Genomic DNA, 24,820 nt, shown 5'->3' on the forward strand with positions numbered 1-24,820 from the left:
GTTTTATAAGTCTTAGCTATAACATTTATTATAGTACTGTAAAAGATTTTATTAGAATTAATAAAATTTTATTTAATATAAATAATAAATCAAATTTCAGTATATAATTAATTTCAAAAATAATTTTTTATATATGTCCTTTTTGCGCATTATATGATATAGTTTGATTTAAAATTAATCATAAAATTTTACTTTTACAGAAAGAAGAGATAATATGAACTATATAATATACGACCTGGAATTAAACAGTAAGCCGTTTAAAAGTAGTCTTCCAAACGAAATAATCGAAATAGGTGCTGTAAAATTGGACAGTAATCTAAATGAATTTGATACATTCCAGGCTTTTATAAAGCCAAAATATTTCAAAAAATTATTTCCCGTTGTAAAGAGAAAGACAAAAATTACGCAGGAAGATATAAATAGCGCTGAAAACTTTAAAGAAGTAATTACAAATTTCAGAAATTGGATTGGGGACAACTATATATTGGTAAGCTGGGGACATGATGATATACACCATTTGGTTACAGGCTGCAAAATTAACAAACTCGCCTCTAATTGGCTAAAAAAGAATATTGATCTTCAAAAGCAGGTGTCGTCAATTTATAATGTTCCGCCAGGCCAGAGATACAGCCTTGAAAATGCCCTCAATATACTTGGAATAGAAGCTGAAGAAAATTTACACCGTGCTCTTGCTGACGCACGCTATACAGCACAGATTTTTCAAAAGACCTTTGACAGTCTGGATTTAAATGCTTTTATATCAATTGAGTTCAGGAAAAAGTCAAAAAAAATACCCAGACTTAAATACGGAAATAAAATAAAATCAAAACTGAAAGTTGACATTGAATAAGAATTTGAAATAATAAACGACTTTTACTTCATAAGTAAAAGTCGTTTATTATTTTTATTGTAAAAAAACAGCTAAGAAACACAATTCAGCTTTTTATTTTCCCTTGTTCAAACCTCTCGAAAGAATTTCCTGTGCCTTTTTCACCTCTTTGACATCCGGTTCCCTTACACCATTAAGTTCATATTCACATCCCATCTTCCCCCATTTATAGGCACCCATACTGTGATACGGAAGTACTTCAATTTTTTCAACGCTTTTCAGTTCTTTAATAAACTGTGCCGTTTTTTCCAAATCCTCCATATCGTCAGTAAAACCCGGCAGCAAAACATACCTTATCCATATAGGTATTCCCTTTGACGAAACATATAAGGCAAATTCTCTGCACTTGGTGTTTTCTACCCCTGTTATCCGTTTATGCATTTCTTCATCAATATGCTTTATATCCAGCAATACCAGGTCGGTGTATTCCAGTAATCCCCTAACCTTTTCTATAGAAACAAAACCGCTGGTATCTAACGCTGTGTGAACACCGAGTTTTTTAGCCTGTTTAAACACTTCACATACAAATTCCGCCTGAAGCGTCGGCTCTCCTCCGGTTACAGTTATACCTCCACCGGAAAAATTTATATAGTTTTTATATTTCATCAGTTCATCAATTATTTCTTCCGGAGTATACAGTTTTCCCCTGTTCGTATCCCATGTATCTCTGTTATGACAGTAAATACACCTTAAAGGGCAGCCCTGCATAAAAACCAAAAATCTTATTCCGGGGCCGTCTAATGTTCCAAAGGATTCAAAAGAGTGAACCCTGCCTTTAATCTCAGCCATATCCCCTCTCCAAACACTCTAAATTTTCTCATGGATAGTTCTGTTTATTACATCAAGCTGCTGCTTTCTTGTAAGCTTTACAAAGTTAACTGCATAACCCGATACCCTTATGGTAAGTTGAGGATATTTCTCCGGATGCTCCATTGCGTCTAAAAGGGTTTCTTTTTCAAACACGTTTATATTTATATGGTGTCCACCCTGATTGAAATATCCGTCAAGCAGCGACTTAAGATTGCTGATCCTTGATTCCTCATCCCTGCCCAGGGCTTTCGGTATTATTGAAAAGGTATAGGATATTCCGTCCTGGGCATATTCATAAGGAAGTTTTGAAATTGAGCTCAATACTGCCAAAGCCCCATTTATATCACGTCCATGCATAGGATTGGCACCCGGTGCCAAAGGTTCACCTTTCTTTCTTCCGTCGGGGGTATTTCCTGTTTTCGCACCATATACCACATTTGAGGTTATAGTCAATATTGACAATGTAGGTACTGAATCTCTGTATGTTCTTTGCTTTCTAAGTTTCTCCATAAAAGTTTTTACTAAATTCGTAGCAATTGAATCCACTCGCTCATCGTTATTTCCGAATTTAGGATAATCTCCTTCAACCTCATAGTCTACCACAAGATTGCTTTCATCCCTGATTGCCTTAACCTTTGCATACTTTATAGCGCTCAGCGAATCGGCAACCACTGACAGTCCGGCAATTCCGCATGCCATTGTCCTATAGACCTCACGATCATGAAGCGCCATTTGAAGACTCTCGTAAGCATATTTGTCGTGCATGTAGTGAATGATATTGAGAGTATTCATATAAAGTCTGGCTACCCAATCCAATATCATGTCAAAGCGTTTCATTACCTCATCATAATCCAGATATTCGGTTTCTATAGGTGAAAAGAGAGGCCCAATCTGTTCACCGGTAATCTCATCTCTCCCTCCGTTGATTGCATATAAAAGAGCTTTTGCCAGGTTACATCTTGCACCGAAAAACTGCATCTGTTTTCCAATTCTCATTGCCGATACACAACAGGCTATACCGTAGTCATCTCCCCAATAATGGCGCATTATATCATCGCTTTCATATTGTATGGAACTGGTATGAATGGAGACTTTAGCACAAAATTTTTTAAATGCTTCCGGTAGATTGACAGACCATAAAACTGTCATATTAGGTTCAGGAGCAGGTCCAAGATTAAACAGAGTATTTAAAAATCTGAAAGACGACTTTGTAACAAGGGTCCTGCCGTCTAAGGACATTCCTCCAATACTCTCGGTAACCCAGGTAGGATCCCCGCTGAAAAGCTTTTCGTATTCAGGTGTGCGTAAAAATCTGACAATCCTTAACTTTATCACCAATTGGTCTATTAGTTCCTGAGCCTCTTCCTCAGTTATCTTTCCTTCTTCCAAATCTCTTGTTATATATATATCCAAAAAAGTAGATATTCTGCCTATACTCATTGCAGCCCCATTCTGCTCTTTTATTGCGCCAAGATACGCAAAATACAGCCACTGCACTGCTTCCTTTGCATCTTTTGCCGGTCCGGAAATGTCAAAGCCATAGCTTAAGGCCATCTCCTTAAGCGCTTTAAGACTTTTAATCTGTTCCATGACTTCTTCCCTGTCTCTGACCGTTTCATAATCAATATAATCATATTCCAGATTTTCCATTTCTTTTTCCTTTTTCTTGATTAACCTGTCCACTCCATATAGTGGAACTCTCCTGTAATCTCCAATTATCCTGCCTCTTCCGTAAGCATCGGGAAGACCGGTTATAATTCCGGCCTTTTTCGCTCTTCTCATCTCAGGTGTGTAAACATCATAAACACCTTGATTATGTGTTTTTCTAATGTCGGTAAAGATATTCACAATATTTGAATCTATTTTCTTACCATAGGCTTCAGCACCCTTAACTACCATTCTTATACCACCGAAAGGCATTATGGCTCGTTTTAACGGCTCATCCGTCTGAAGCCCTACAATCTTTTCCAAATCCCGGTCAATGTATCCCGGTTTATGTGAAGTTATAGTAGATACGGTTTCTGTGTCCACATCAAGAACACCTCCTTTTTCTCTCTCCTTATCCAATAATTCCGTTACTTTTTTCCAGAGTTTTTTTGTTGTTTCGGTAGGGCCTTTTAAGAAACTCTCATCGCCTTCATAAGGAGTATAATTTAAATTAATAAAATTTCTTACATCAATTTCATCACACCAATTACCGCGTTTGAATCCGCGCCAAGCATCCATCAATTATCACCCTTCAGCTCAGTTATTAATATATGTTTACCAACATTGCTCGCATTATTCTTTCAGGAACACAATTTAAATTCCAGAGTATTTCTCATTAAATTTCTATATATTGCAGCTATTTTATGCTCTTCCTTTTCATCCCATAAAAAAACAACCTAAATATTTAGGCTGTTAAAATATTAGTCTGTTTCAACAAGTAATATTAGTATTTTCCAATCGAAATTTTTCCCAAATCACTTTTAACTCTTACTTTTGGCGGCTTTCCATCATATTTTCCGTATGATTGTTCAAATCCTTTTCTTTCTAAAGTAACTTCATGCACATTTTTCTTAAATTCATTTTTTGTCAATTCACCCACCGTTTCAAAATCGATTTTAGTGTCAGCAGGAATCAGCAAGTCAATATGTCCTAAACTTGTGTATAATTCATACTCTCCGTTTAAGTCAAATTCCGATTTTATACTTATATTACCCTCTTTCTTTACTACTTTTGAGCTGCCACTTATTTTTCCGCCGGATATCTTTACATTTCCCTTGTCTCCGCTAATATTCAGCACACCATCAAACCTGTTTATTTCTATATCCGTATTGTCTAGTTCAGCGTTCAAAGTCCCCCGAAAATCATCCAAAAGTTTTATCTTTCCATTGTCAACCTTAAAATTCATATTATCTATAGACTTTGGCATATATATGGTATACTCTGCAACAGCATTGATGTTATCACTATTTCCTCTTTTGTATATGCTTTTCAAAAACACTGTATTATCATCAGTTTTTATATCTATATCAAAGTTTCCGGGCTTTTTATCCGTTAATTCCTTTTTGAATTTACCATTTAACTTTGTTGCCATTTCAAACTTTATTTCATCCCTCTTCCAGGTATATATAGAAATATTAGCCATATCGCATGATATGTCAAAATTGAATTTTCCTCTTGCATCCACAGTCTTTTCGGAATATGAGCTTTTCTTAATCTCTATATCATTCTTCCATTGAGTAATTCCGCATGCTGAAAGTGTAAACATCATAAAGAATAATATAATAGCTTTATATCTCATATTATTACCCCTTTAACGAATTAAAAATAATGTATATAAAGTATAACATTTACATTTTAAGTCTTCAAATATTTCCCATATCAACTATATCCAGTTCTTCTTCATAGAAGAAGGCATTATAAAACGGTCTTAAAACAGGAATTTTCCCGTTTCAGACCGTTATTATTTACGAAATTATTCCAAATATTTTTTTATATTGCATCAATAATTTTAGTTTAAAATCAATAATTTTAGTTTAAATCAGAATTTAAATTTTCTCCAGTTGTTTTATTTTCAATAGTATCATTATTTTTTGCATCTTCCGAAGGTTCTATAAGAATTACCTCTTCTTTAAAAACCATACCATACTGTCTCGCCTTTTCAATTATTTCCTCTCTGCCCATTGTCGGCTGGTTCCCTGCCAAGTAAATTATACTTATAATGGCAGTTAATACAATACCCATTCCAATTCCAAGCAAAATACTCTTTATGTGAAATTTATGCATTACCTTTCCTCCTCAAATTATGCCTATCAAAAAACACAGCCTTTTCTACACAAACTATCGATTAACCCCAAGAATAAGTTGTATTTCTCCCTTACCCATGTTCAACTTTTTTGCAATTTCGGTTTCATTAAGCCCTTTTTTGGCAAGCATTAGTACCTCATTATGTTTGCTGTTTAAGGTAACTACCTTTTCATCCGATTTTGACATGGATTTATCGTCCTCAGCTTCCATCTTTGAAACTGCAATTTCTTCATTATCGTTTACATTTACCGAATTATTTTCATCCATCGATTCATCATTGAGTACCATTGGATTTAAGTCAACAGAATTGCTGTCCAATGCTTCTTTCTTTTGAAAATTGCTAACGGCACCTATTTCTCTTTTTAAATTTTCTAAAAGCTTCTCTGCCTTAGCAAATTTTAAATCCATTTCACTATTTTTTTCTTCGACTCTTGTAATTACATAATCGGAAAATTTATTCAGTTCTTCAACCATTTCCTCTGCATCACTTATTATTTTCAGCAATTCTGCCTTTTTTTCATCCATGCGAAGTTCCATATCATAGGCCTCTTTTTTGTCATACATAATCCATACAATGGATACAACGATAAGTACAATACCTATGAAAATTATGCTCGAATAAAAGCCAACCATAAGCACTCTCCTTAACAAAATCCTTAAAACAGTTAAGTTAAATCTTTATATCAATAACACTTGTTCTATCTTCTTTTGCTGAATTGCCGTTATTATTATTTTTTTTCTTTTTATTGCCTTTTTCTTTCTTTTCCTTTGACTCTTTACTTTGCCTTTCGCTGATTTTAGCCTGTTGAGCATTTTCCCTGGCATGAACTAAATTGACACTGTTTTGTGCATTCTGACGGTTTATCATAGACTGTTGCTGCTCAATCAGTTCATTTTTGTGCCTTGTTTCACTTTGAATTTTAGCCACTTCATTAACCTTTGGAATTTGTACCTGGAAATCAACAGGCTTTATAGCCATAGTACACCACCCTTTCAAACAAGATACAAAAACACATCCCTTACGAACGCTTCAATACAACTTCATCAAAACTTACTAGTAACTTCCAACTTTTATATCAGCACCATCCCTGTATAATGTACAGTATTTTAGATTTTCTTTTATATACATGGTGGATGTTCCGATAGAAACCTTTGTTCCGGGATATATAACATTCAAAACTTTTATCTTTCCGTTTGCTTCCTCTTGAAGCCTCTGTTCAATATCTAAAATTTCATGTCTAAGCTCGTTAACTTTATTGGAAAAATAAATTTTTGTCCTTATACTTTTAACCATCATTTCCTGTTTTTGCGGAGTTAACTGACCGGCTGCTTCAAGTTTCTTCAATATGTTAATGGCTTGATCAGCCTTCTTAATATCTTCTTCCAGTTTAACCAATTCCTCTCTGGCTCTTTTGTAGCGTTCTTTCAAGGAAGGATCTGCACCAACTTCAATTTCTGTTATGGTGGACATATACGAACCTATTACTTTTGCATTTATCTCTTTTCCAACTCTGCACACTCCGCCAATCAGAAGTCCATTTTTACCTCCAAGCTCAAGCTTGTTACCGCATTTTACTGTGCTGTGCATTATTGCTTCCGACTTAATATCCATTTTAGCCTCAATTGTGCTGTTTTCTATATATTTTGCAATTATATCTCCACCGCTTATTAAAACTCCTTTCCCCATTCCCTGCATGCCTCTTCTTAAAATTATATCCCCTCCGGCAATAATTGTTGCTGCCTCAACCACACCATATACTTCTACCGTTCCTCCAGCTTCAATAGTAAATCCGGAGAGTACATTTCCTCTTACAACAACATTACCAATAAATTTTATATTCCCCGTTGAATTATCCACATCTGCCGGTACTTCATAGTTTGCAAACACATTTACTTTCCCATCTATATAATTAACCTGACCATCAATTGATGCAATCAGTTTTTGTCCGTCTTCAGATATTTCAACATTTTTTCCTTTGGGCAATATCGCCACTTTGCCATCTACAGCCGGTATTTCAGTGCCTAAAACTGTTTTCCCAGGTGTTCCCGGTTGAGGTGGAACAAGTGAACATAACACTTTGCCCTTCTGAACACTCTCAATTATGTTCAAATTTCGAAAATCAACTCTTCCATCTTCCAAAATAGTAGGTTTGGTTTCCTTACTTAAATTAAAATGAAACTCAACACTTCCGTTTTGACCGTTTATCGGCGGTGTCCCCTCAGCTACAACAATAGGCTGATGGTAAACGGGATATTTTGCAACATTTTCAATGTTGGATTGGTTTATTCCATAACATACACCATTTTTATTCAAAGCTTCCATTACATCTTGAATACTGGCATCTCTTCCTCCGTCAGGTGGAGTAATTACTATTGATGCTTTCATCTTATCCTGTGAAATAATAACACTTATCTGGGCGTCTATTTTTTCTTCCTCTTGCGGTTCAGCAATACACAAAGGTACTTTATCTGCTTTAAGACATGCCAGTTCAACAATATCCTGCTTATAATTCTTTACTTTTTTCTTGTTCAGTTTTTCAATAACTTCTTTAGATTCTACTTTTTTTCCTTTTCCAATGGGAGGATGTACCACAAGATAAACACCGTCATTTCTATATTGCAGCTCAAAAAATCCATCATTTACACTATTTATAGAAGAACTATGTATTTTATCCGCCATTATATTCCTTCCTCCCTATCCTTAGTAGAACAAAATACTCATAATTTTATTTGAATTAAAACAATTTTCAATTTAAATATCGCGAAAGTAAAATCTTTTCAAATTTTCCGTCATTATTCAAATCAAATAGCTAAGTCGATATATACCTATTCTGATAAAATAGACCTATGACGTGCAAGTTTTCCTCGGAGTCTTAAAATAGCTTTGGTGTGCAATTGAGAAATTCTTGATTCAGAAACCTTCATTATTGCACTAATCTCCTTTAAGGTCAAATCTTCAAAATAATAGAAAGATATAACCGTTTTTTCCTTTTCCGGCAGTTTAGAAATTGCATCGGCCAAAATTTCTCTGAGTTCGGTAATCTCCATATATCCTTCAGGTCTGTCTTCCTTACTGTTTCCTGTTACACTTACCCCTACCTCATAATTTTGCTCCAGAAATTCTTCCAATGATATCAAAGATGACAGGTTAACTTCATTTAAGAGCTTATAAAACTCATCAATTGAAATATTAAGCTTGTCCGCAATTTCCTGATCTGATGCAGCATGTCCCAAATCATTTTCTACTTCAGCATAGACCCTTTCAAGTTCCTTGTTTTTCTGTCTTAATGATCTGGGTACCCAATCAAGTTCTCTAATACTGTCAATTATAGCCCCCCTAATTCTCAGTGAAGCATATGTCTCAAATTTTACCCCTTTTGTAATATCAAACTTTTCAATTGCGTCAATAAGACCAAATACACCATATCCAACAAGGTCATCATACTCAACATTTGATCCGAAGTATATACTCAGCCTTCCTGCTACATACTTTATAATGTGAGCATATTCAAGTATTAACTTTTCCTTTATAGCAGGATCTCTTGTTTCAATATACTGTTGCCACAATTCCTGTTGTTTACTGGTTGTAGCTGACATTTAAAATCCCCCATTGCCTAATATTTTATTTATTTATGTTACTTTAAATCCTTTATAATTGCCTCTTTTAATTTTCGATGCAGATAGCTGTCATTATAGAGTGAAATTTAAAAGAGGTATTAGGACAACATTGCTCATTTTATTACTTACTTCTATCTTTATTTATCTTAACACTGTTAACATTTAAGGGAGTAAACTCTTCATCATATAGTTTTTCACCTTTTTCTGTATTTATGTTGGCTTCATTTATGTTGGCTTCAGAAGTATTTTCATCCACTCTGTAATCAACAGTATGCTTCACATCTTGATTCTCGTTTTTTGCTATTTGCTCTTCTATCTTCCGTTCTTTCTCCTCCTTTTTTCTAATGTCGTCATAGAGTTTATATATAAATTCTCTTATATATAAACCCAATATAAAGAAAACAACCAAAGCTACCGACATTCTTATGTAAGTAGTTTTCGTTTCCGCACCGCTTTTGCTACTTATCAGACCAATTATTAATGCCATTGAAGCTCCTAAAATAAATGGTAACCTGTGGACGTATTCCATTTGCCAAACCCTCTCTAAGGATGATTTATATTGATCTTTTCAACCAAATTAATGATTAAATTTTTATAATATTCAAAACTTGGACTAATTTATCAGTATCAATAAAACTCAAACTATCCCTGAGAAATATAATTTAATATTCTGTTAAAACTCCGTTTAACAAAATCATATTTCTTTAATTCCATAACCTATGGTTTTTACTTGTAAAATACCTGTAGCCGAATCAAGCATAATTGTTCGTCCATAATTCCCGCCTGTATCTTCAGAAATTAGCGGAATTCTCAGTTGAGCAAGCTTTTCTTTTGCAGCAATTACATTTCTGAGTCCTATCTTCATCAAATCTGATGACTGCGAAAAGTTGAACATCTGAGCACCGCCTGCAAGCTTAGCCACTAATTTATTCCTGTTTGCACCCAATGCTATCATTTTGGCGACTAATGCTTCAATTGCAGTATCGACGAATTTTGCAATATTTGTTACATTCTTAGATTGAGTACTGTCAGGAAGCATACAGTGAGCAAGCCCAATTATACCTGTTGTTTTATCATACAGAGCTATTCCAACACACGAACCCAATCCTAAAGTTACTAATACAGCCGGATGACGAGCTGCTTGCATATCAGCCATACCAACTTTAATCATATTTTCCATTAGCTTATAACTCCCAATGCTCTTAATAGCACTTCATAAGAATCCATATCTGGTACAAGGAAGAAATCTCCCAAAGCTCTTGTTTCGCCTTCAATAAATACTGTTTCAATATATAAAACGCTGTCACCAATTTTTCCAAACTCTATTGCCGGAACACTTATAATTGCACCGGCCATATCTATAGCTATATCCGGTACAGTAGGCAGTATATTAAGTCCTGTCAATGTGGATAAAGATGAAATATAGGAACCTGCAAGAATATTTCCCAATTCTTTCAATGCAGACATCTCTATTTCATCAAACATACAAATAATTTCATCGTTTTCTTCCGGATTATACTCACTTTTTTCATTGCTTTTACCCATAAGCATGTTTACTAGGATGCGAGCTGCATTATTTTCCAAAATAAGCATTATGCTTCCTGTTACGTCGCCGGTCATTTTGAGCAATATGCCTACTACAGGAAGTTCTGCTCCGCCGAACATTTCGGTTACTTCCCTAAACTCCATAACCTTAACTTTCGGTACTTCCATATCAACTTTCTTGTTGATCATCTTTGCAAGAGCGGTTGCAGCATTACCCGCTCCAATATTTCCAATCTCTTTTAATACGTCAATTTCAAAATTGTTCAGACTTCCAAAACTCATACTCATAATTAATATTCTCCTAGCACTTATTTTTAATTGGATATATCTGCTAGCTTCTCAATATTAAGTAGAGTTACTATTCTTCCGTCAATTTTGCCCACTCCGAGAATATAGTCCATAGAAACATCGTTGGTAAAGTTTGATACGTTTTCAATAGCTTCCTCATTTAAGGTTAAAACTTCATCCACTTCATCCACTATTATTCCAAAGGAAACATCATTAATCTTTATTATTATAATTCTCGTCTCTTCGGTCTCTTCACGGGCTTCCATTCCGAATCTGGTTCTTATATCCATTATCGGAACTATTTCTCCTCTCAAGTTTATGACACCTTTTATATAGTCAGGAGTTTTTGGAACTCTAGCGTAAGGTAACATTTTTTCAATGGTTGTTACACTGTGAATTTCTACTCCGTAGTTTTCCTTGTCTAACAGAAAAACAACATATTGTTTTCCATCAACATTAACTACTTCTCCCATTTAATCATCACCTCTTCATATAGCTTCTAAACAGCCAGTGAATTTACATCCAAAATTAATGCAACATTTCCGTCACCCAATATTGTAGCACCGGCAATAAATTTAATTCCCGAAAGAAGTTTTCCTAATGACTTTATAACTATCTCCTGTTGCCCAATCAAAGAATCTACCAAAAATCCCGACAATCTTTCGCCTTTCTTAACTATTACTACCGTTAACTGCTTTTTATTATTTTTATCCGTTGGAATATCCAATATCCTGTTCAAACGAACTATAGGTATCACGGTATCTCTAATCATAATTACTTCCTGTTTCTGAACCAACATTATCTGGTCAGGAGAAATTTTTATTATTTCCTTTGTACTGCTAAGGGGTATTGCATATTTTTCCTCACCGATGACTACAAGCAAAGCCTGTATAATAGCCAATGTGAGAGGAAGCCTTATAATAAATTTACTTCCCTTGCCCCATTCCGTTTCAACCTCTACTACACCGCCAAGCTGTTCGATTTTAGTTTTAACAACATCCAATCCGACCCCTCTTCCCGATAAGTCGGTTATCTTGTCAGATGTACTGAAGGAAGGCTTGAACAAAAAGTCTATAATGTCTTTTTGGGATAATGTATTGGCAATTTCTTTTTTTACAAGCCCTTTTTCTATAGCTTTCTTTTTCACTTTTTCAAGATCTATACCTTGACCGTCATCACAAACTTCGATAACAACATTGTTGCCATCCTGATAAGCTCTTAAGTCAATTTTTCCTGCAGTTGGCTTACCTGCCGCTTTCCTTTTCTCAATAGACTCAATTCCATGATCGGCAGAGTTTCTCAAAAGATGAATAAGCGGATCCCCTATTTCATCAATAACAGTTCTGTCAAGTTCAGTATCCTCACCAGACATATTAAGAATAATTTCTTTGTTTAAATCCCGTGCAGTGTCTCTTATCATCCTTGGGAATCGATTGAATACCATTTCAACAGGAACCATTCTAACCTTCATAACAGCATCATGAAGATTGGTAGTTATGCGTTCAAGATATTCAATAGCCTCATTGTAAGCCTGCGTCCTGTCTCCTATGTCTATACCTTCAAGCCTGGTCTTGATTATGATTAGCTCACTGACAAGATTCATTAATACATCAAGCCTGTCGACATCAACTCTCACTGTCTTGCCTGTTTTGGCTTTATGAGCCTGGTTGTTTTGACTGTTGTCCTCCTGTTTTGCATCGGAAGAATCCTCAACTACCGCATTAACCGTGTCAACGGAATTTGCAGTATTTTCACTACTAATTTTTTCAGTTTCGGCAAGCTGGAAATCATCATAACCCAGAGAAGTAATAACCACTTCATCAATTTCCGCAATACTGTTTATGTCTTTTTCAAAAAATGAAGGGTCTTCTTTGGTTATACATACAACAGTAAATTCAAAATCGAATTTTTCGTCTTCAATATCTTCAACCCTAGGCTCCGATCTTATTATTTCCGAGTGTCTTTCAATGGTTTGGAATATAATAAATGAACGGGCTGATTTTAAAACACATCCTTTGTTCAAAACAACAGTGATCTTCAATACATTCATACCCAATTCTTTTGCTTTATAAGCAATGTTTTGCTCATATTGATTCAATTTGAACTGGGCAGTTTTATAAGTTTTATTGTCTGTCTTCTCCGGTTCACTCTGATTGTTTTCAACCTCAGTTTTTACCGTTTCCTGTTCAGTTTTATTATTAACAGCATTGTTAAGTTCCGATATTATGCCATTATAATCATTATTTCCCTCACTACCCGTGTTTACAATATTCTCTGTATAGTTTTCAAGAGCATCCAAACACATAAACAATGTATCTACAAGTTTTGGAGTCACACTTATTTCATTATTTCTTAAAGCATGCAAAACATTCTCCATATCATGGGTAAGTTTTGCCATCTTGTTAAATCCCATTGTTCCAGCCATACCCTTTAATGTATGGGCTACTCTAAAAATTTCATTAAGAATTGCTGTATCTTTAGGATTTTGCTCAAGTTGAAGAAGTGATTCATTTAAACTCTGTAAATGTTCCTTTGTTTCGTCGATAAAAATTTCCAGATACTGACTCATGTCCATTGTTTTTGCACCCCCACTATTTTCATAATTTCGTTGGAGATTTCGCTAAGAGGTGTAACGATATCTACAACTCCCGTTTGTATCGCCGCTTTTGGCATACCGAAAACTACACATGTTTTCTCGTCTTGAGCAATTACACTGACATTTTTGTTTTCCTTTAATTTTTTAATTCCTTCACTTCCATCTCCACCCATTCCAGTCATTATAACCGCAACAACATTCTCAAAGCCTGTATTCGAAACTGATTCAAGCAGTACGTCCACTGATGGCCTGTGACTTCCTACACGGGGATCTTTTGTCAACTTAATTTTCAATTTCGATTTTTCATCCCTTTCAGCAAGCATATGGTAATCTCCAGGTGCAATATATACATATCCTGTTTTTATCAGTTCGTCATTTTCTGCTTCCTTTACGCGTACTTTACTCATCCCGTCAAGCCTTTCGGCTAAAGATTTTGTAAAACCCGGCGGCATGTGCTGAACAACCAGGAATGCTGCATTAACATCTTCAGGTATGGCTGGAATTACCTCTTGAAGAGCTTTTGGACCGCCTGTTGAAGTTCCAATCAAAACTATATTGTTAAGTGTCGTGCTTTCCTTATATAAAGGCTCTTTATTTTTTACTCTTGTGTTTATTTTTAAGTAAGGTACAGATTTACTGGCTATTTTCACCTTCTCAATAATCTCTTGCTTCTTTTCTTTAGAATTTATATCGAATATATTTGAAGGCTTGGTTATAAAATCTATTGCTCCTTTTTCAAGAGCCTGAATTGTCGCTTCAGCAGCATCTTGTGTAATACTGCTCAACATTACAACAGGTACGTTTCCCACTTTGTTGAGTTCCTCTAAGCACTCAAGCCCGTCCATTCCGGGCATTTTTATATCTAAAGTAACAACATCGGGCTTAAGCTTTCTTACCTTTTCAAGAGCGTCAATTCCGCTTTTTGCAGTACCTACCAGTTCTATGCTGCTGTCACTTTCAAGAATATCCGATATAACTTTTCTCATGAATGCTGAATCATCAACCACCAGTACTCTTATTTTTTTGTTGCATTTATTCTCCATAGATTAAAATCAACCCTTTTTTAAAAGCTTCCTTTGCTCCTGAAATATATAACTGATAATTTTTTCTCTCAAACTTTCATCTATTTCCTCAAAACAAACACCAATTTCATATTTATAAGGTCCATGCAAAATGTCATACTTTGTAAGTCTTACAACTTTTCCAATAAACTTTATTTTGCATGTAATAAATAATTCACAATCAAGATATTTATCTGTTTCAATAGGTTCTTTGAGGCGCATGCTTATACCTCCACCGCTCAAGTCGCGAGTTACAGTTTCGGTATATTCCTCATTGGATTTCTTATTTACCGATTCAATTACTCTATACTTGACAGGTAAATTTACATCAAACCTGAAAAATTCTCGTCTTTGAATCTTTTCAATCGAAGTAAGGGCCTGAACTTTCAATATTGCCAAATTTTCCTTGTTTTCTCTGTCAATGACTTTTGCTTTAAATTCGTAAAAGCTGTTATCCTTTATAAATGAAACAGCTATTTCTGAACCAATCGGAACAGGATACACCCTTCCCTCATAAATAGGTGCAGCTATATACAAAACATTATTTTCCTCAACCCATTCCAGCTCACTGGCAAAAGGACGATCTGTTTTTTTACCGTCATCTTTTATAAAACGTATCTCAAGTTTTAATCCCGTACCTAACTCATTGTATTTCATTTCAGGCCTCCCTGCATGTTTATGTTAGTGTTATAAAAAGTTAAAATTTTTCATGTATTCAGAAGATTAACAAGCTTGTTTACAAACCCCTTAAAACCTGTATTCTCTGAACTTTCCCTATATGATTTAACATCCACAATTTTTGAACCGATATCTTTAATTTGCTTTGAAGCCTGACATTTTGGGAAACTTAGAGTAAAGGGTTTTTGCATTTTTACAGCCTTTATAACCATATCATCAAAGCTAATAAATCCTAGTGTTTCCAAATTAAGCCCCAAAAATCTGCTGGTCACTATGGACAACTTATTTAATATATCGTATGCCTCATTTGCACTTTCAGCTCTATTTACAATCACCTTAATTTTTTTATTTTTATCCCTGTTAGCTACCATTTTTATCAACGCATAGGCATCGGTAATAGAAGTAGGTTCAGGAGTTGTAACCAAAATCACCTCATCAGCTGCCATTACAAAACTCATAACACTGTCCGACAATCCCGCTCCAGTGTCAATGAGTATTACATCGGATAAACTGTCTAAAAGAGCAATATTGGATAAAAATTTATCGATTTGCTCCTTGTCTAATTTTACAAGTTCTTCCATTCCGGAGCCACCGGATAAAAACTTGATATTTCCGGGACCGTCGGTTAACACTTCAAATATGTTTTTATCATCATGCAAAACATTCAACAGATTATATTTCGGCATTATTCCAAGCAACACATCAATATTGGCAAGCCCAAAATCTGCATCTAAAATTGTAACACGATTTCCTAATTCACTAAGTGCTATAGCAAGGTTAACAGTTACATTAGTCTTACCTACTCCACCTTTGCCGCTGGTTACAGTAATAACTTTAGCTGTTTTCTTTTTTATGTCATTTATTGCAGTAACCTGGTTCGACAATTGCTTATGCTTTAAATTGTTTATAATTTGTCTTAGTCTTTCAGCTTGGTCCATCATTACGAAATGCTCCCTATCAGTTTTTTGGCAATTTTATCGACATTTGCAACTTCTATGTCATCTGGCACGCTCTGTCCGACTGTAACATAAGACAAATTTTTGTTGGTAAGGCGTCTTGCATTTAGTATTATTCCTAAAGACGGCGTCTCATCAAGTTTTGTAAATATTAACTTATAGTCTTTAAGGAAACTGTAGCTTGCAAGGATCTCACGACAGTTTCTCATTCCCGTAGTTGTGCTTAGGACTAAGAATATCTCATCGGCCGAAGAAGCTTCCACAAGCATTTTAAGTTCATCAAACTGAGTTTTGTTTCTATGGCTCCTACCTGCTGTATCTATAAGGATTATATCCTTATCTTTATACTTATCCATCGCATCATGTATTTCATTAATGGAATATATAACTTCTACCGGTATTCCCAAAATCTCGCCGTAAGTTTTGAGTTGCTCAACTGCCGCGATTCTATAGGTATCAGCGGTTATTAATCCCACTTTCTTTTTATGGTTTAGGGAATAATCTGCTGCAATTTTAGCCAAAGTGGTTGTCTTACCAACTCCAGTAGGACCTACAAATATAACAACTGTAGGCTTTCCGTCTTCTCTCAGTTTAAGAGTCTGAGGCTTTCCAAGTAATCCCGATATCAGTTTGTATAATATTGTGCCAACATCATTGATATTTGAAGTATCAGGAACTTTATTTTGAATGGCATCCATTAATTGTTTTGCTATACGTCCGTCAACTTCATTTCTTACCAGATTATTGTAGAAAAGCTCTATAGCCTTAAGTTTCTCCGTTTCCTCAGGCTTCATCTCTTTAGGAGAAGGTTTTGCACTGTCCTGACTGACTTGCTCGTATATCTTTTGAAGAACATTTTCCATGCTGTTTACTTTATTCTCCAACAAAGCTAATTTTTCCTCTTTTTCAATCAATTTATTGTCAAATTCCTTTGTTTTACTATTTACAGAAAATGCAACTTCACTCTTAACCGGCTCAGTTTTAACCTTTTGACTGTAGAACTCATCCACAGCGGCTAAAACCTCAACCATCGGTTTTGAAAACATTTTAAACAATCCTTTTTGCTTTATTTTTCTTGTGTTTAAAATAACAGCTTCGCTTCCAAGATCCATTTTTACTTTCCACATTGCCTCTTGAGTATCTTTTCCCACATACCGTCTTATCTTCATACTATATGCTCACCACCCCAACTGATTGAACCTCTAAATGCGGATCAAGTTCATTATATGATAGTACTATTAATCCTGGTATAGCTTGTTCTGTAAGCCTTCTGAAATACAACCTGACTATCGGTGATGCCAAAACTATCGGCTGCTGTCCAAGCTTCATAAGTTTTTGTACCTGATTCGTCAAGCTGTTCATAATGGATTTGGTTGTGCTTGGTTCTAAAGTTAAATATGCACCATGTTCGGTCTTTTGAACCGAATCGAGAATTATCTGTTCAACTTTAGGATCTAATGTAATTACACTTGATTTCTTATCTTTTATAAACTTTTTGGATATAGCCCGGCCCAAAGCCTGCCTTACATATTCAGTCAGCATATCGGTATCGTGGGTTACAGGCGCATAATCTGCCAATGTTTCCAGGATTGTTACAATATCTCTTATGGAAACCCCTTCCTTTAAGAGATTTGCCAATACTTTTTGTATTTCACCTATTGTCATCACCTTAGGTACCAGTTCTTCCACCAGTGCAGGATATTTTTCCTTGACTTTATCAATTATGGTTTGAACTTCTTGTCTTCCTGTCAATTCATGAGCATGGGCTTTTATTATTTCAGTCAGATGTGTGGCAATTATAGACGGCGGATCCACTACTGTGTATCCAAGCATCTCTGCTTTATCCCTCTGTGCTTCAGTAATCCACACTGCCGGCAGTCCAAAAGCCGGTTCAGTTGTTTTTATTCCTTCTATTTCCTCTTCAACAAATCCCGGGCTCATTGCAATAAAGTGATCAAGCATTACTTCGCCGTTAGCCACCTCAACTCCTTTAATTTTTATAACATATTCATTCGGACTTAATTGGATATTATCCCTTAATCTTATTATGGGAACAATCATTCCCAGTTCAAGTGCCAACTGTCTTCTTATCATTACCACTCTATCCAGTAAATCCCCGCCCTGATTTACATCGGCCAATGGAATTATCCCGTAACCGAATTCAAGTTCAATAGGATCCACTTCCAATAAGTTTACAACATTTTCAGGCTTTCTGATTTCTTCAACTTCATGTTCTTCAATTTGTGTTTCTACCTGCTGCTGAGATATTTGTTCATTTTTCATAAGTTTAAAACCCAAAACTGCAAAAATTATCGACAATCCTATAAAAGGTAGAGTTGCCAAAGGATATGCCAGCAGCAAGGAAAATCCTGAAGCTATAAAAAACACTTTCGGGTTGTATATCATTTGCTGCTTAAGATCATCGCTGATGCCACTGTCAGAAGCAGCTCTCGTAACTATCATACCGGTCGCAAAGGATATAAGCAGTGACGGAATTTGGCTAACAAGACCGTCTCCTATAGTAAGGAGTGCGTAACTTTGGAGAGCAACCATCAATTCCTCTCCTCTCATTACCATCCCAATTATCAAACCGCCTACAAGATTTATCACTGTTATAACAATTCCTGCAATGGCATCACCTTTTACATACTTGGTAGCACCATCCATAGCACCATAAAAATCTGCTTCCCTTTGAATTTTCTTTCTTCTTTCTTTAGCTTCACTCTCATTGATAAGACCGGCATTTAGGTCTGCGTCTATAGCCATCTGTTTACCCGGCATAGCATCCAATGTGAATCTTGCAGCAACTTCCGATACTCTCTCAGTTCCCTTGGTTATTACCAAAAATTGTACAACAGTTATAATCAGGAAGATTACAAATCCAACTACCATATTATCCTGTGCTACAAACTTCCCAAAGCCTTTTATAACCTCACCGGCTTTTCCTTCTCCCAAAATCAAGGTTGTCGATTTTATATTCAAAGCTATTCGAAATATGGTTGTAAAAAGCAACAGCGATGGAAATATGGACATCTGCAAAGCTTCTTTCGCATATATTACATTCAGCAAAATAACCAATGATAATGCAATATTAAAAGCAAGCAAAACATCAAGTACAGCAGCAGGAACCGGTACAATCATTACAAGCACTATCGCTACAACTAATATTCCTACTGCTATATCTCCAAATTTCATAGTCAACTTTCCCCCATTCAGTTATTATCTAAGTGATAAATAAGTCTTTTACTTCCTTGCGTATACTACAAAAAATGTTGCCACAAAATTCTTTATAAATATTTGTTACATAGCCCTAACTTTATTTTTAAGACTGTATACGAAGGCAAGTACTTCTGCCACTGCCTGAAAAAGCTCCGGAGGAATTTTTTCACCTATTTCCACTGTGCTATAAAGGGTTCTTGCCAACTGCTTGTTCTCAACAATTTCCACTTTGTTTTCCTTTGCTATCTCCTTTATTCTTAAAGCCATATAATCCTGTCCCTTTGCAATTACCAGCGGCGCATCAGCCACTTTAGGGTCATATTTTATTGCTACTGCAAAGTGAGTAGGGTTTGTTATTACAACATCCGCCTTTGGTACATCCTGAAGCATTCTTCTTAATGCTATCTGACGCTGTTTCTGCTTTATTTTACCTTTTATTTCCGGATTACCTTCGGTTTCTTTATATTCCTGTTTTACTTCTTGCTTTGTCATCTTCAGATTTTTCTCATATTCCCACCACTGATATCCGTAATCCAAAACTCCAAGTACCAACAATGCTATGCACATCCTGACGGCAATATTTAATGCCGTACTGCATATATAAACAGCTATGCTGATAATATCCATGTCCATTGTTTTTAGCATATTTACTGCTTCATGAGAAAAATATGAGTATGCTATAAAACTTACTATTGCAATTTTCAATATGGACTTAACCAACTCCATAACAGATCTTAATGAAAACAATCTTCTAAACCCGTTTATAGGATTAATTCTGTTAAATTTAAATGCCAGGGTCTTTGTTGTAAACAAAAAACCCACTTGAGCATAGGAAGTTGCTAAACTTGCTAAAAGTGCCACTGCAAATACAGGAGCTACAATTTTTAAAAATTGTAACACCGTTTCTGCAAACATTTTTCTAATGCCTTGCAAAGTATATAAATCAGGCACTTGGGCCAAATCAATGAAAGCAATCTTAAAATTCAGATACAACTGTTCATATATAAAACTTCCGGCAATCTTTAAGGTTAAAAATATACTTAACAGTACAATTGCAGAAGTCATTTCCCTGCTTTGAAGAACCTGACCTTCTTCTCTTGCTTTCCGCCGTTTTTTAGGAGTAGGCTTTTCCGTCTTTTCTCCACTATCTGCAAAAAGCTGAAGATTAACTGTTATTAACCCCGGTACTTCAATGGGATTTAAATTCTCATTAAAAACATTATTATTGTAATTATTTCCTAAATTTAACTCTTTGCTTTTCTTATTCTTCAGTTTTTTCATTTTGTCCCCATACTTTTAAGGAAATTTAACATTTCACTATCTATCAGTCTGATAAGAGATTCAACGATGTATATAAACATTGGCATTGTTAAAACCAATACTGTCAATCCCATCAATATTTTAAGGGGCATTCCTACAACAAATACATTTATTTGAGGTATGGTCTTAGAAATAATTCCCATGGCCACATCCGTAATTATTATAGCTGCAAGAATTGGTGCCGTAATTTTAAAAGCCACAAGAAAAACGCCTCCAAAAACTTCTATAACTCTACTCTGCAAATCCGTACCGAAAACTGCCTGTCCTAAAGGTATATATTCATAACTGCTGAATAATGCCCTTATCAAAATATGATGTCCTTTGCAAAGAAGGAAAATCAACATACACAAAATGAAATAAAAGTTTGAAGTTATTGACACCTGAATATTACTAAGAGGATCAATAACATTAACTACACCAAAGCCAATCTGCATATCAATTAATTCGCCTGCTACATAAATAGCTGTAAAAATTGTATATGAAACATAACCTAAAGTAATTCCTACTACAAATTCTCTCAAAACCAAAACTGCAAACTCATAAATGTTACTGATAACAATATTCTGGCTGCTTATAGTATTTACAAGTATTAATGCCAGCATGAAGGAAAAGCCAATTTTCAAATTTCTAGGAATATTGGTTCTGCTGAAAATAGGTGCTATAACAAAGAGTCCTGTCATCCTTACAAAAATTAATAAGAATATTTCTATACCGTTCGCCAAAATTCCTTCCATCAAATTCAATCTTATCCCTCACAAAATAAAATTTTATTATTTTATATATTGGTTAATATTCAAATAAATCCCCTGAGTATATTCCATCAACACTTTAAGCATCCACGATCCAAATGCGGCTAATCCTAAGAGAACAGCCAGAATTTTCGGTATAAAGGTTAAGGTTTGTTCCTGAATTTGCGTTGTTGCTTGAAAAATACTTATTGCAAGACCAACAATCAAACTCAATCCAAGCATTGGTGCGGCTACATATATAACTGTCATTATAGATCTTTGAGCCAATTCAATTACTGTACCTTGATCCATTTTTTATCCTCCTATTTAAATTTATCTTCCCTATTAGCACACCTATGTTACAAAGCTGTTTACAATCATTTGCGTGAGAAGATTCCAACCTCCAACCATTATAAAAAGAAGTACTTTAAAGGGAAGAGAAATCATAACTGGTGAAAGCATCATCATTCCCATGGACATCAAAGTACTTGAAACAACAATATCTATCACAAGAAAAGGTAAATATATCAAAAAGCCCATCTTAAAGGCAATTGTTAGCTCACTTATTAAGAAAGCAGGAATTATTACTGTCAATGGCAAATTGGGTATATCTTCTTCCTTAATTGGGGTTTTAGTCCCGGAAAGTGATACAAACAAAGCTAAATCTTTCTTTTCTGTATGCTTTAGCATAAAACTTTTTATAGTTTTTGATGACCTTTCAAAAGCAACCTGCTGAGTTATTTCCTTATTTGCATAGGGTTTGTAAGCATTCTCATTAATCTCATTAATCACCGGACTCATAATAAATAAGGTCAAAAACAAAGCTAGCCCAATCAACACTTGATTCGGCGGCATCTGCTGTGTTCCCAGCGCATTTCTGAAAAAAGAGAGAACAATTATTATTCTTGTAAAACTTGTCATCATTATCAATATAGATGGTGCCAAAGACAATACAGTTAAAAGCAGTAAAATTTGTATACTTGACGTAACATCTTCCGGATTGTCGGAAGTCCCTACCGTTACATCAACTTTAGGCAATGCCAAATCAGGCTCAGCGTATACATTTAATGCAAAAGCTGTCAAAACTATAAATAATATTGTCAGTGCTATAAACAGTCTACTTTTTTTTCTCATTGGTGTTTTCATCTCCGCCTGCAGCATAACGCTTTCCTTTTTCTGCTGTTATTTTTTTTAACTTTTCAATGTTTCGCTGAAATCTGTCATCCTTTATATTGTCTTTTTCTTCTTCATGTTCTGTATCTTTCTCGTTAATTTGTTTTCCTTTAAAGTTCTGGAGGTACTTCTCAAAAATCTCTTTAAATGCGAAAGAGTTGGCATTTTCAGAGCTTTTTTCTTCAGAATAATCGTTAATATTAACCTTCGAAAGCAACTGAATATTTTTACCGGACACAGATATCAAAACAAAATCTTCGCCTACTTTTACCAGATGCAGTCTGCCCTCAATACCTAGACTTACTGTTTCAATTATGTTAATATACTTGCCTTTCATGGCTCTTCCCGATTTATTGGCAATAAGCTTAGTAGTAACATAAGCCAAAAATATAATTGAGCCAAAGACAATAGCAAATACCAGAAAACTAATAAGTGTGTCAACAAAACCCATTTTATACTCCTTGTCTAACTCATACAGCCTTTGAGTTCATTAAAAAATACAAGTTTAGTGATGATCTTATTACTAATACCGACTTTAGCCTAAAACTTTTTTTACAGCTTCTACTACTCTTTCTGCCTGGAAAGGCTTAACAATAAAATCCCTTGCTCCTGCCTGTATTGACTCAATAACCATAGCTTGCTGACCCATTGCTGAACACATTATTATCTTAGAATCGGAATTTATCTTCTTTATTTCCCTTACTGCAGCAATTCCGTCAACTTCCGGCATGGTTATGTCCATAATTACCAGATCGGGATTCAATTCCTTATATTTATCGATTGCCCGTGCACCATTTTCAGCCTCACCAACAATTTCGTACCCATTTTTCGTAAGTATATCTTTAATCATCATTCTCATAAAAGCTGCATCGTCAACAATCAAGATTCTCTTACCCATTTACCTATCCCTCTCCTTACATTAGTCTATACTACTGTCCTGTTTATTTTTTAATAGCCCTCAAAAGACTTTAAAACTTTTAAAGTCTCTTTGAGGGGTGTATAATATCGGTAATTCTTACGCCAAAGCTTTCATCTATTACCACTACTTCACCTTTAGCAATTGCTTTACCGTTTACAAGTATATCTACAGGTTCACCTGCGAGTTTATCCAGCTCGATTATAGATCCCGGACCAAGTTCTAAAATATCCCTTATCTTTTTATTTGTTCTTCCCAACTCAACAGTAACCTGCAAAGGAACATCCATTATTAATCCGATATTCCTTTTTTCAAAGGATACCATACCATCATCAAATGATTGAAATTGTGCTGCCTGAACGTTAACAGGGTCTTTGATTCTCGTTTGAGGATTTGGTCCGTAATATTGCTGATCCATTTCCTGATGCGATTGATAATGCTGCTGTTGCGGATATTGCTGCTGAGGATACTGCTGCTGCTGAGATAAATTCTGACCTTGCGGTTCGTTTTTCTGAGAAGATACATTATTATTTTCTGACTGCGATTTGCCTCCAGCGTTTGAATTCATAAGGTTCTCCACCAAAGACTTGGCAAAATCCAAAGGTAATAACTGCATAATTTCGCTATCAACCAATTGGCCTATTACCATCTTAAATGCTACTTTAACCATTTTATCCCCTGGATAGAAGACACTTTCGCTATTTTCATCAAACGACATACAGAAGGCTTTTGGAGGAGATATATCCACCTTTTTTTCAAATATCGACGACATAGAAGTTGCTGCCGAACCAATCATCTGATTCATGGCTTCACCGATAGCACTTAAATGAAGGTCGGTAAGTTCCCCATCCGTATTACTTCCATCGCCGCCCATCATTAAATCGGTGATTATTTTAGCATCATTTTCCTTTAACAAAAGAAGATTCACACCATATAAACCTTCCGTGTACTCTACTTTTACAGCCACATAGCCTGTACTAAACTGTTGATAAACTTCTTCCCATGAACAGACATCGACTTGAGGAGTAGTAATTATTACTTTTTGTCCAAGCAAAGCATAAAGTGTAGTAGCTGATGTGCCCATGCTAATATTACCTATTTCTCCTAAAGCATCCATCTCCTGACTGGAAAGTTCATCACTTCCTCCAGCATTGGCACTATTATCAACTGAAGAATTTGATCCTCCGCTTAGTAAAGCATCAATTTCTTCTTGCGACAACATGTCTCCCAT

Annotated in this window: 26 protein-coding genes; 1 reads left to right on the forward strand and 25 read right to left on the reverse strand. The window is 35.3% G+C overall.

What is annotated here, in order from left to right; translation table 11 throughout:
- Positions 1–214: 214 nt before the first annotated feature.
- The gene (locus CLOCL_RS09400) at positions 215–850 is read left to right on the forward strand and encodes a 3'-5' exonuclease (protein ID WP_014255111.1); all 636 of its coding nucleotides are present in this window, start codon (positions 215–217) and stop codon (positions 848–850) included.
- A 93-nt stretch (positions 851–943) separates the two neighbouring features.
- Here CLOCL_RS09400 and pflA read toward each other — a convergent pair whose 3' ends face one another.
- The 25 genes from pflA to fliY all read right to left on the reverse strand — a co-directional run bounded on the left by pflA (position 944) and on the right by fliY (position 24,820).
- Positions 944–1,678, reverse strand: coding sequence for a pyruvate formate-lyase-activating protein (pflA, locus tag CLOCL_RS09405; protein WP_014255112.1), 735 nt, complete (start codon positions 1,676–1,678; stop codon positions 944–946).
- A gap of 18 nt (positions 1,679–1,696) precedes the next feature.
- Positions 1,697–3,925: a formate C-acetyltransferase gene (gene pflB, locus CLOCL_RS09410; protein WP_014255113.1), complete on the reverse strand. Its 2,229-nt coding sequence runs from the start codon at positions 3,923–3,925 to the stop codon at positions 1,697–1,699.
- 205 nt (positions 3,926–4,130) lie between these two features.
- Positions 4,131–4,985, reverse strand: coding sequence for a DUF4097 family beta strand repeat-containing protein (locus CLOCL_RS09415; RefSeq protein ID WP_014255114.1), 855 nt, complete (start codon positions 4,983–4,985; stop codon positions 4,131–4,133).
- Positions 4,986–5,215: 230 nt separating this feature from the next.
- On the reverse strand, positions 5,216–5,470 hold the full coding sequence (locus CLOCL_RS09420; RefSeq protein WP_014255115.1) for a hypothetical protein: 255 nt from the start codon (positions 5,468–5,470) through the stop codon (positions 5,216–5,218).
- Between the two features lie 54 nt (positions 5,471–5,524).
- Positions 5,525–6,124: a DUF6115 domain-containing protein gene (locus CLOCL_RS09425; protein ID WP_014255116.1), complete on the reverse strand. Its 600-nt coding sequence runs from the start codon at positions 6,122–6,124 to the stop codon at positions 5,525–5,527.
- 37 nt (positions 6,125–6,161) lie between these two features.
- Positions 6,162–6,470, reverse strand: coding sequence for a hypothetical protein (locus CLOCL_RS09430; RefSeq protein ID WP_014255117.1), 309 nt, complete (start codon positions 6,468–6,470; stop codon positions 6,162–6,164).
- 75 nt (positions 6,471–6,545) lie between these two features.
- Positions 6,546–8,171, reverse strand: a complete 1,626-nt coding sequence (locus CLOCL_RS09435) for a DUF342 domain-containing protein (RefSeq protein WP_014255118.1) — start codon at positions 8,169–8,171, stop codon at positions 6,546–6,548.
- 146 nt (positions 8,172–8,317) lie between these two features.
- On the reverse strand, positions 8,318–9,088 hold the full coding sequence (locus CLOCL_RS09440; RefSeq protein WP_014255119.1) for a FliA/WhiG family RNA polymerase sigma factor: 771 nt from the start codon (positions 9,086–9,088) through the stop codon (positions 8,318–8,320).
- A 142-nt stretch (positions 9,089–9,230) separates the two neighbouring features.
- Positions 9,231–9,596, reverse strand: coding sequence for a hypothetical protein (locus CLOCL_RS09445; protein ID WP_245532867.1), 366 nt, complete (start codon positions 9,594–9,596; stop codon positions 9,231–9,233).
- Positions 9,597–9,803: 207 nt separating this feature from the next.
- Complete coding sequence (locus CLOCL_RS09450) at positions 9,804–10,289, reverse strand: chemotaxis protein CheD (RefSeq protein WP_014255121.1); 486 nt, start codon at positions 10,287–10,289, stop codon at positions 9,804–9,806.
- On the reverse strand, positions 10,289–10,942 hold the full coding sequence (locus CLOCL_RS09455; protein WP_014255122.1) for a chemotaxis protein CheC: 654 nt from the start codon (positions 10,940–10,942) through the stop codon (positions 10,289–10,291). The genes CLOCL_RS09450 and CLOCL_RS09455 overlap by 1 nt, the downstream gene beginning before the upstream one ends.
- Positions 10,943–10,968: 26 nt before the next feature.
- Positions 10,969–11,415 (reverse strand): chemotaxis protein CheW, encoded by a 447-nt coding sequence (locus CLOCL_RS09460; RefSeq protein ID WP_014255123.1) that lies wholly within the window; start codon positions 11,413–11,415, stop codon positions 10,969–10,971.
- A 26-nt stretch (positions 11,416–11,441) separates the two neighbouring features.
- Positions 11,442–13,517 carry a chemotaxis protein CheA gene (locus CLOCL_RS09465; protein ID WP_014255124.1) on the reverse strand — a complete coding sequence of 692 codons (2,076 nt, stop codon included), beginning with the start codon at positions 13,515–13,517 and terminating at the stop codon, positions 11,442–11,444.
- Positions 13,508–14,581 carry a protein-glutamate methylesterase/protein-glutamine glutaminase gene (locus tag CLOCL_RS09470; RefSeq protein ID WP_014255125.1) on the reverse strand — a complete coding sequence of 358 codons (1,074 nt, stop codon included), beginning with the start codon at positions 14,579–14,581 and terminating at the stop codon, positions 13,508–13,510. Before CLOCL_RS09470 ends, CLOCL_RS09465 begins: the two co-directional genes overlap by 10 nt.
- 9 nt (positions 14,582–14,590) lie before the next feature.
- Positions 14,591–15,256: a flagellar brake protein gene (locus CLOCL_RS09475; protein ID WP_014255126.1), complete on the reverse strand. Its 666-nt coding sequence runs from the start codon at positions 15,254–15,256 to the stop codon at positions 14,591–14,593.
- 50 nt (positions 15,257–15,306) lie between these two features.
- Entirely contained in the window at positions 15,307–16,218 is a 912-nt protein-coding gene (locus tag CLOCL_RS09480; RefSeq protein ID WP_014255127.1) for a MinD/ParA family protein, read from the reverse strand.
- Positions 16,218–17,402 carry a flagellar biosynthesis GTPase FlhF gene (gene flhF, locus CLOCL_RS09485; protein ID WP_014255128.1) on the reverse strand — a complete coding sequence of 395 codons (1,185 nt, stop codon included), beginning with the start codon at positions 17,400–17,402 and terminating at the stop codon, positions 16,218–16,220. The genes CLOCL_RS09480 and flhF overlap by 1 nt, the downstream gene beginning before the upstream one ends.
- Before the next feature lies 1 nt (position 17,403).
- Positions 17,404–19,428, reverse strand: a complete 2,025-nt coding sequence (flhA, locus tag CLOCL_RS09490; protein ID WP_014255129.1) for a flagellar biosynthesis protein FlhA — start codon at positions 19,426–19,428, stop codon at positions 17,404–17,406.
- Between the two features lie 105 nt (positions 19,429–19,533).
- On the reverse strand, positions 19,534–20,733 hold the full coding sequence (flhB, locus tag CLOCL_RS09495) for a flagellar biosynthesis protein FlhB (protein WP_014255130.1): 1,200 nt from the start codon (positions 20,731–20,733) through the stop codon (positions 19,534–19,536).
- Complete coding sequence (gene fliR, locus CLOCL_RS09500) at positions 20,730–21,515, reverse strand: flagellar biosynthetic protein FliR (protein ID WP_014255131.1); 786 nt, start codon at positions 21,513–21,515, stop codon at positions 20,730–20,732. The genes flhB and fliR overlap by 4 nt, the downstream gene beginning before the upstream one ends.
- 27 nt (positions 21,516–21,542) lie before the next feature.
- On the reverse strand, positions 21,543–21,812 hold the full coding sequence (fliQ, locus tag CLOCL_RS09505) for a flagellar biosynthesis protein FliQ (RefSeq protein ID WP_014255132.1): 270 nt from the start codon (positions 21,810–21,812) through the stop codon (positions 21,543–21,545).
- A 42-nt stretch (positions 21,813–21,854) separates the two neighbouring features.
- Positions 21,855–22,634 (reverse strand): flagellar type III secretion system pore protein FliP, encoded by a 780-nt coding sequence (gene fliP, locus CLOCL_RS09510; protein ID WP_420805123.1) that lies wholly within the window; start codon positions 22,632–22,634, stop codon positions 21,855–21,857.
- Positions 22,618–23,124, reverse strand: coding sequence for a flagellar biosynthetic protein FliO (locus tag CLOCL_RS09515; RefSeq protein ID WP_014255134.1), 507 nt, complete (start codon positions 23,122–23,124; stop codon positions 22,618–22,620). The genes fliP and CLOCL_RS09515 overlap by 17 nt, the downstream gene beginning before the upstream one ends.
- Positions 23,125–23,208: 84 nt before the next feature.
- Entirely contained in the window at positions 23,209–23,571 is a 363-nt protein-coding gene (locus CLOCL_RS09520) for a response regulator (protein ID WP_014255135.1), read from the reverse strand.
- A 79-nt stretch (positions 23,572–23,650) separates the two neighbouring features.
- Positions 23,651–24,820, reverse strand: coding sequence for a flagellar motor switch phosphatase FliY (gene fliY / locus CLOCL_RS09525; protein WP_014255136.1), 1,170 nt, complete (start codon positions 24,818–24,820; stop codon positions 23,651–23,653).

It is taken from the genome of Acetivibrio clariflavus DSM 19732, assembly GCF_000237085.1.
Lineage (GTDB): Bacteria > Bacillota > Clostridia > Acetivibrionales > Acetivibrionaceae > Acetivibrio > Acetivibrio clariflavus.

Bases quoted from the DNA above. Each gene is read 5' to 3' on its own strand.
- CLOCL_RS09415 (WP_014255114.1), bottom strand. From the start codon at position 4,985: ATGAGATATAAAGCTATTATATTATTCTTTATGATGTTTACACTTTCA.
- CLOCL_RS09460 (WP_014255123.1), bottom strand. From the start codon at position 11,415: ATGGGAGAAGTAGTTAATGTTGATGGAAAACAATATGTTGTTTTTCTG.
- fliQ (WP_014255132.1), bottom strand. From the start codon at position 21,812: ATGGATCAAGGTACAGTAATTGAATTGGCTCAAAGATCTATAATGACA.
- CLOCL_RS09470 (WP_014255125.1), bottom strand. From the start codon at position 14,581: ATGGAGAATAAATGCAACAAAAAAATAAGAGTACTGGTGGTTGATGAT.
- pflB (WP_014255113.1), bottom strand. From the start codon at position 3,925: ATGGATGCTTGGCGCGGATTCAAACGCGGTAATTGGTGTGATGAAATT.
- CLOCL_RS09445 (WP_245532867.1), bottom strand. From the start codon at position 9,596: ATGGCATTAATAATTGGTCTGATAAGTAGCAAAAGCGGTGCGGAAACG.
- pflA (WP_014255112.1), bottom strand. From the start codon at position 1,678: ATGGCTGAGATTAAAGGCAGGGTTCACTCTTTTGAATCCTTTGGAACA.
- CLOCL_RS09450 (WP_014255121.1), bottom strand. From the start codon at position 10,289: ATGGAAAATATGATTAAAGTTGGTATGGCTGATATGCAAGCAGCTCGT.
- CLOCL_RS09515 (WP_014255134.1), bottom strand. From the start codon at position 23,124: ATGGGTTTTGTTGACACACTTATTAGTTTTCTGGTATTTGCTATTGTC.
- fliY (WP_014255136.1), bottom strand. From the start codon at position 24,820: ATGGGAGACATGTTGTCGCAAGAAGAAATTGATGCTTTACTAAGCGGA.
- CLOCL_RS09400 (WP_014255111.1), top strand. From the start codon at position 215: ATGAACTATATAATATACGACCTGGAATTAAACAGTAAGCCGTTTAAA.
- CLOCL_RS09420 (WP_014255115.1), bottom strand. From the start codon at position 5,470: ATGCATAAATTTCACATAAAGAGTATTTTGCTTGGAATTGGAATGGGT.
- flhB (WP_014255130.1), bottom strand. From the start codon at position 20,733: ATGAAAAAACTGAAGAATAAGAAAAGCAAAGAGTTAAATTTAGGAAAT.
- CLOCL_RS09475 (WP_014255126.1), bottom strand. From the start codon at position 15,256: ATGAAATACAATGAGTTAGGTACGGGATTAAAACTTGAGATACGTTTT.
- CLOCL_RS09480 (WP_014255127.1), bottom strand. From the start codon at position 16,218: ATGATGGACCAAGCTGAAAGACTAAGACAAATTATAAACAATTTAAAG.
- flhA (WP_014255129.1), bottom strand. From the start codon at position 19,428: ATGAAATTTGGAGATATAGCAGTAGGAATATTAGTTGTAGCGATAGTG.
- CLOCL_RS09520 (WP_014255135.1), bottom strand. From the start codon at position 23,571: ATGGGTAAGAGAATCTTGATTGTTGACGATGCAGCTTTTATGAGAATG.
- CLOCL_RS09430 (WP_014255117.1), bottom strand. From the start codon at position 6,470: ATGGCTATAAAGCCTGTTGATTTCCAGGTACAAATTCCAAAGGTTAAT.
- CLOCL_RS09465 (WP_014255124.1), bottom strand. From the start codon at position 13,517: ATGGACATGAGTCAGTATCTGGAAATTTTTATCGACGAAACAAAGGAA.
- CLOCL_RS09440 (WP_014255119.1), bottom strand. From the start codon at position 9,088: ATGTCAGCTACAACCAGTAAACAACAGGAATTGTGGCAACAGTATATT.
- CLOCL_RS09425 (WP_014255116.1), bottom strand. From the start codon at position 6,124: ATGGTTGGCTTTTATTCGAGCATAATTTTCATAGGTATTGTACTTATC.
- flhF (WP_014255128.1), bottom strand. From the start codon at position 17,402: ATGAAGATAAGACGGTATGTGGGAAAAGATACTCAAGAGGCAATGTGG.
- CLOCL_RS09435 (WP_014255118.1), bottom strand. From the start codon at position 8,171: ATGGCGGATAAAATACATAGTTCTTCTATAAATAGTGTAAATGATGGA.
- fliP (WP_420805123.1), bottom strand. From the start codon at position 22,634: ATGAGAAAAAAAAGTAGACTGTTTATAGCACTGACAATATTATTTATA.
- CLOCL_RS09455 (WP_014255122.1), bottom strand. From the start codon at position 10,942: ATGAGTATGAGTTTTGGAAGTCTGAACAATTTTGAAATTGACGTATTA.